Source organism: Intrasporangium sp. (assembly GCF_030452765.1).
Lineage (GTDB): Bacteria > Actinomycetota > Actinomycetes > Actinomycetales > Dermatophilaceae > Intrasporangium_A.
In genome coordinates, this window is sequence record NZ_JAKDLO010000220.1 from 1 (window position 1) to 6297 (window position 6297).

Below are 6297 nucleotides of genomic sequence, written 5' to 3' on the forward strand. Positions count from 1 at the left end.
CACACGTACCGCCAGTCACAGTGGATGCAGGCGCTCAGGCCGCGCAAAACCGCAGAACCGGCCCGGCAGGGGCTGAATGTTTACTGGCTTGGGCGTCGGTGAGGGCGAGGCGGCTGTAGATCTCGAGTGACTGGCGGCTGGCGTGGCCGCTGTAGGGCTGGATGAGCGCGTCGTCGATGCCTTGGGTCTTGAGCCAGGTGAACAGGAAGTGCCGCAGCCGGTGCGGGGGCATGTTGTGCGGCAGGCCAGCAGCGGCGGCGTAGCGGGCGAGCAGCGCGCGGACGCCGCGGGTGGAGTAGGGCTTCTTCCAGGACGACTCGAACAGGAACGCCCCGCCGGCCTTGCTCCGGTCGGCGATGTGCAGGGCCAGGGTTTCGCGGAAGGTCTGCGGGAATGGCACGACGCGGTCTTTGCCGCCCTTGCCGTGGGTGATCCGGATCCGGGCGGCGTCCAGGTCGACGTCGTCGAGGCGGATGGCGACGAGTTCGGCGACTCGCACCCCGGTGTAGAGCAGGGTTTTAATGAGCACCATGTCGCCGCCGCGGCGGGCTGGCCAGACGGCCTGGTAGTAGCGGCGGATCTCCTCCTCGCTGGGCACGTAGGGCAGCGTCTTGGGCTCGCGCGGCACCTGGATGCCCAGCTCGTCGCGCAACGCGCGGAAGACAGCTTTGAGGTAGGCGTAGTCGGGTCGTTCGTCACGCAGATGCTTGGCGAGCTGACGCGCCTTGCGCTTGGGCGGCGTCCGCCGCTGCGAGGACATGACCGGCGGCGAGGTCGTCGCCTTGCCGGCGGCAGGGGTGCGGGTCATGCGCTGACCGGGTGCGGGTCGAGGTCCAGGTGCCGGTCCAGGTGCAGCTGGAAGCTGCCGTACGGGCGCACGTGGGTCCAGAACAGCGGGCTGATCGCCCGCCGGTCTTCGGCGGACAGCTGGATGGGTTGGTCGGCGAGGATGCGTTGCAGCAGCAGGGTGTTGACGTAGACGAGCGCGGATTGCAGCAGGTGCAGCGCGAGCACGCTGACTTCTTGGCTGTCGCGGTCGGCGCCGGTGAGTTCGCGGTCCTTGCCGTAGAACAGGGCGCCGTTGGCGGAGTTCCAGTTCTTCACGACCTGCAGCCCGTCGTTGATCTCGCGGCGCAGCGCCTCGGCGCGCAGGTAGCGGGCCACGAAGACCGACTTGACGGCCCGGCCCAGCTCGACGAGCGCGGCGTAGGTGGGGTGTTGCGGGCCGGGGCGGGTGAAGCGGCGCAGGATCTGCTCGGACTCGGCGGTGCGCAGCTTCAGCGCGGTGGCGTATTTGACCATCTGGTCGTACTGCTGGGCGATCAGCTCCCAGCGGATCGGCCGAGTCAACACACTCGCCAGCTGGGGCAATGCTGTGGCAGGCCCGGCGGCGGGGAGGTAGAGGCGGGCCGCGCCGATGTTCTTCAGCCGGGGCAGCAGGGAGTAGCCGAGCAGGTGGGTGAAGGCGAACCCGATGTCGGAGGCGCCGTGGGTGTCGACGTAGTTGGCCTCGATCGGCACGTCGGTGCCGTGGTGCAGCAGCCCTTCCATCATCGCGGCGACTTCGGAGGACGAGCAGGACTTGAGCTGGCTGTAGACGCACAGCCGGCCCTTCTCCACGTGCCAGTAGATCATCACCCCGGGGCCGCGGTAGCGGGCGTGCCATTCGGTCATCAGGTTCGACTCCCAGGAGCCGAACTTCTTCGAGTCCGACGCGCACGCCGTGCCGGCGCCCCACAGCTGCGGGTCGCGGGCGGCGTAGTTCGCGTTCACCAGGGTCGTGATCGCCCGGCGCAGGTTCTCCCTCGTCACATAGAGGCGGCGTACGTGCCTAAGCGCGGCCTCGCCGTGTCCGTGGTCGCCGTCGGCGACGTGCTTGATGCCGGTGTTGGTGCCGAGCGCGAACAGCACCAGCAGCAGCCGTGCACGCAGTGTGCCGGCGGGCATTGTCTCGCGGGTCGCGATCGACGGGAAGCAGTCCACGAGCCCGATGTGGTGGTCGGCTTCGGCGAGGAAGTCCAGCAGGTCCACGGTTCCCCAGCGGGCCTGCACCGCGGCCTTGATCCGTTCCAGGTTGGCCGGCTCGGGCTGCTTGGTCAGTTTCGGCACGGTGACCCACGGCCGGCCGGCCCGGGCGCCGATGCTGACCCCGCCGGTGTCGTTCGCGGCGATCGCATTGTTGAGATCACGCAGGGCCGTCACCAGCTCGCCGCGCAGGCTGGTGATGAACTCGCTCGGGTCCAGCGGCTGACCGAGACGCTCGTAGTGCCCGGCCCGGTGCGCGTCGAAGTCGGCAGGCAGGTCGATGTCCGGGTTCCGCCACCGGACGGCGCCGGCGATCCAGACCTCGCGGCGGCGGATCGCCTCGCGCAGCGCCGCAAGGACGCAAAGCTCGTCCGGGATCCGCTCAATACGTGTGGTGCCGTCCTCGCGCTCCTCGACGACCGCCGCGCGCCAGTCGGCTGGCACGATCCCGTCCAGCGCCACCGTCTCGTCGGGTCCGTAGTAGCGCACGCTGCGCCGGTGGGCGTAGCGACGCATCAACGTGACCGCCTCGATGTCCGGGGCGTGGCGGGTGTTGGAGGACCGAAACTCCAACGCGTCCATCAGTTCGGGGATCACCTTGCGGTAGTAGGAGGAGTACGACGCGCGCAGCCGAGCCCGGGTGCGGGCCCGCAGCGCCGATTCGCTGGCCCGGCCTTCGCGGACCAGCTCGGCCAGCGTGGCCGGCCCGACCACCGGGTAGAGGGCGTCGCGGACCGTGTCGTCGGGATGGTCCAGAGCGGCCTCGGCCAGGCGGAACAGCAGGTTCTCCTTGCCCCGCACCCGGTGCGGGTCGGCGACCAGCTCGGCCTGCGCGCCCTGCTCGGCGTGCGAGGCGATCTTGTGAACCAGCGCGATGAGTAGGTCGACCAGGCCGTCGACGATCTCACCCTGCCGAGTCCGGGCCAGCGCCGCGAGCAGGGTCAGGCGCACCGCCCGGTCATGGGCGCGCAGGTCCGAGGGGTACTCGGCCGCGGCGCGGGCTCGCCAGGCGGCGACCAGCTTGTCCGACCAGCCCTCGAACAGCTGCTCCGGCAGGCCGAGGCCGCGCACCCGGGCCAGCTTGCCGATCTCGGCGCGCAGCGTGTCGCGGCTGACCCGGCCGGGGTCGGCCTTCAGCTCGGCCAGCCAGGCGCCGCTGGCCGGGTCCTGCCCGTCCACGCCGATGCCGGCCAGTGCCTCCAGCCCGGCAGCCGTCGCCTGGGACAAGCGGGACACCGTGCTCGTGGTGAATCGGTCGCTGACCGCGGCCCGGGCGGCACTGAGGATCCGGCCGACACGTGTCGGTGGCTCGATCCGCTCCGTCCGACACCCGCGCCAGTAGCGCCTCCCGCAGCGTCTCGTTGGACGTCTCGGCAGGGGCCACTTCGTCGGCCAACCAGCCGGCCAGCTTGGCTTCATCATCCAGGCTGAACCGGCGAAACCCCAGCGCACGACGGATCTGGGCGCGGTGATACTTCGCGGTGCTGCCGACCCACTCGTAGCCGGCCAGCTCGCCCGGGTCGACCTCGACCTGCCGGGCCACGTAGGCGACCGCGGCCGGCGGATACTCGCCGGCGTGACGTGGGAAGCGGGCCTCGATCTCGAAGAACTTCAACATCAGCGCGAAGCCGAGCCGGGTCGTGCCGCGCTTGTAGGCGACCAGCTCCCGCTCGTCCTGCTCGACCAGCGTCCAGGACGCAACCAAGTCCTCCGGCTCCCACTCGCGCCGCACGAACCGCCCCCGTCTCGAGAATCGTGGGCCGAACCCTACTCCCAGAAAGTGCCGAGAACTACCGGAGGCGGCACTCTCGAGGGGTTCGAACGCACTCTCCCACGTGCCGCCCGGACGGGCAGCCGGGTTTTCCGAGCCGCGGTTGCCGACTCCATCCGCGAAAGCGGCGTTTGCTCAGCCGGTTGACGGTTACCGCTCCGTCGGGTGGCGCGGCGCGGAGGCTGTTGGACATGACGGCCATGTTGGCCATGCCCCCGGTTTCGCCGGGCATCGAGACGCAGTCCCTGACCGGTCGGTGACCCACCGCCGACCAGGCTGCCAGGTGACGCCGAAGCCGGAGCATGACTTCCTCAGATCGACTGTTACATGTAACATGTGTTCATGGCGAACACTCGAGAGCGGGTACGCGAGCATCGGCAGCGGTTGCGAGCTCAGGGGCTTCGCCCGGTTCAAATCTGGGTGCCGGACGTGCGTGCCCCGGAGTTCGTCGCGGAAGCACACCGCCAGTCGGCGGCCATCGCGGCGAGCGAGTACGAGTCGGACGACCAGGCGTTCGTCGATGCCATTTCACTAGACTGGGACACCGACGCGAAAGCCGCCGAGTGAGGCGGGGAGACATCTACATCGCCGCAGCTCGAGGCGCCTATACCGGTAAGCCCAGACCGGTCGTCATCGTTCAGGACGATCGGTTCGACGCAACGGCCTCGGTCACCGTGTGCCCGCTGACGACGAACCCGGTCGAGGCGCCGCTGACCCGGATCGCGGTCGAACCCACAGCTACGACAGGGATCGAACAGCTGAGTCGGATCATGGTCGACAAGATCACGACGATGCCGCGAGACAACGTTCGTGATCGTCTTGGCCGTCTCGCGGACGCAGATGTCATCCGGCTTGACCGTGCAATCGTCGTGTTTCTCGGGCTGGCCGAATGACATCATCCGAGCGTCTTCGGACGATCGGCCTGTGGCGAACCGCATGCTCGGAGGACTGGACGCAATCATCGAGACCCTCGTCCGGCCTCTCCTCACGACGGACCGCCGCCGCGATACACGTAGCGAAGCGGGCCTGGCCCGGGCACCGAGGCCGCCCCAGGCGCAAGCGAAGGCTCACCAGATAGGCGTCGAGATCGGCCCCGGGGAACGGGGCTACTCATGACAGGCGCTATCTCGGTGTCTGCTGCGCATCGCGGTCTGCCGTGACCGATCGACACATCAAGATCATCTCAGTTTGGGGCCGGTGACACGTTCAGGAGTCCCGGGCCCTGATCGGGCGCGCCTTCACCGCGCCGGAGAAGGTTGCGCGGTCGGAGTGCCCCACGTATGCCGGGTGTCGAAGGCGAGATCGCGACGTCGGGTGCTATTTGCGTTAGATCGTCCTTAACTGTCCGAATCGCCGTTCGTGTTCTTGGATCAAGGCGATGAGCCCGCTAGCGTCCCGGTTATCAGTCTCGATATCCGCCAACCTCCTTGTCCCTCAACGAGAGCAAGCTTTTGACCGTCAGGTCTGAACAAGCTCGTCAACTCGGCGACGGTTTGAGGTTCGAGCCACCCGAGGAATACTCTCTCCGAGAGGAACGCGTAAGCGTACCCCTCATCATTGAACGCGATTACGGCAGCTTGCAGCCAAGACTAGACTCGCTCACTAGATGCCCCGTTGCCACGGTCGATGCCAGCTGATGCCCGGGCGCCTGTGATAGTGCAGAGTGACCGGTCACCCACCGGCCACCCACCGATGCGGTGAGAATTGGGATGCCAAAGACACGACCGTCGCGGGCAATCTGTTCAAGCACACAGCACACGTGTGCCTGGTCCTTCACAGTCTTCACAGTCTTCCTCCCCGCACTCCCCACACGTGGTGAAGGTGCCGCGGTTGAAGGTTCACTCTGGTGCAAAGTGCTCTGCCACTATGCTGTCCGCGTCTGCATGGTCCAGCCAATGCTGAACCGCCAACTCCTGTCCGTACCACTGGATACTCCCACTGTTCAGTTCGTCAACTGCGTCGCTAGGGTCGGGATCGGCGCGATCAGAGAACTGCCAGCCCATGTGCGTTTTCAGTACTAGGTCCATGTCAACACCCGGCGGGACGTTGGCATCCTTCCAGTGGACTATCCGGACACGGAGATAGCCACGTACCCCATCGGCCCCGCGTACACTTGCTACGCAGCCATCGAAGTCCTCGACACGTCTCACCACCACGGCGCCCACCTCTTCGGGGAACGGTGCTGAACGTGGTAGTTGTTGGCCATTTTGCCTCTCGTACCGGCGCGCGATTCGAAGTTCGACTGCCATCCGTACTTCGCCCCTTTGTAGGCGGGCGGGCGGTATTGTCTTAGTCCCGAAGGGGAGAAGAGCCTGCGCCCACTATCGGCGGCCCGCCAGGTAGCGCCGCGGCCTGTCCACATGCGTCCTGCTAGCCAGGACGTAGCGCGTGTAGCCCGGATTCCGCCGGCCAGTCCCTGAGCCGTTCGGGCAGCCTAGCCTTGACGATTCGGGTGCGGCTCCGCTGGAGTGACGTCCCGGCCGGGTGACGGCGGCGGCTTG

Annotated in this window: 5 protein-coding genes and 1 pseudogene; 2 read left to right on the forward strand and 4 right to left on the reverse strand. The window is 67.6% G+C overall.

The window, feature by feature from the left end; translation table 11 throughout:
- Positions 1 to 34: 34 nt before the first annotated feature.
- From L0H79_RS19720 to L0H79_RS22325, 3 genes and pseudogenes are all read right to left on the reverse strand, one after another.
- Positions 35 to 808 (reverse strand): tyrosine-type recombinase/integrase, encoded by a 774-nt coding sequence (locus tag L0H79_RS19720; RefSeq protein WP_301486348.1) that lies wholly within the window; start codon positions 806 to 808, stop codon positions 35 to 37.
- The gene (locus L0H79_RS19725) at positions 805 to 3447 is read right to left on the reverse strand and encodes a Tn3 family transposase (protein ID WP_367652499.1); all 2643 of its coding nucleotides are present in this window, start codon (positions 3445 to 3447) and stop codon (positions 805 to 807) included. The genes L0H79_RS19720 and L0H79_RS19725 overlap by 4 nt, the downstream gene beginning before the upstream one ends.
- A pseudogene (locus L0H79_RS22325) lies at positions 3374 to 3757 on the reverse strand (DUF4158 domain-containing protein); the annotation flags it as partial. The gene L0H79_RS19725 and the pseudogene L0H79_RS22325, both read right to left, overlap by 74 nt.
- Before the next feature lie 381 nt (positions 3758 to 4138).
- On the opposite strand from L0H79_RS22325, the gene L0H79_RS19730 reads away from it, so the two are divergent.
- Positions 4139 to 4363, forward strand: coding sequence for an antitoxin MazE family protein (locus L0H79_RS19730; protein ID WP_301486350.1), 225 nt, complete (start codon positions 4139 to 4141; stop codon positions 4361 to 4363).
- Positions 4360 to 4689, forward strand: coding sequence for a type II toxin-antitoxin system PemK/MazF family toxin (locus L0H79_RS19735; protein WP_301486351.1), 330 nt, complete (start codon positions 4360 to 4362; stop codon positions 4687 to 4689). The genes L0H79_RS19730 and L0H79_RS19735 overlap by 4 nt, the downstream gene beginning before the upstream one ends.
- 945 nt (positions 4690 to 5634) lie before the next feature.
- Here L0H79_RS19735 and L0H79_RS19740 read toward each other — a convergent pair.
- Positions 5635 to 6045, reverse strand: coding sequence for a hypothetical protein (locus L0H79_RS19740; RefSeq protein WP_301486352.1), 411 nt, complete (start codon positions 6043 to 6045; stop codon positions 5635 to 5637).
- Positions 6046 to 6297 lie beyond the last annotated feature (252 nt).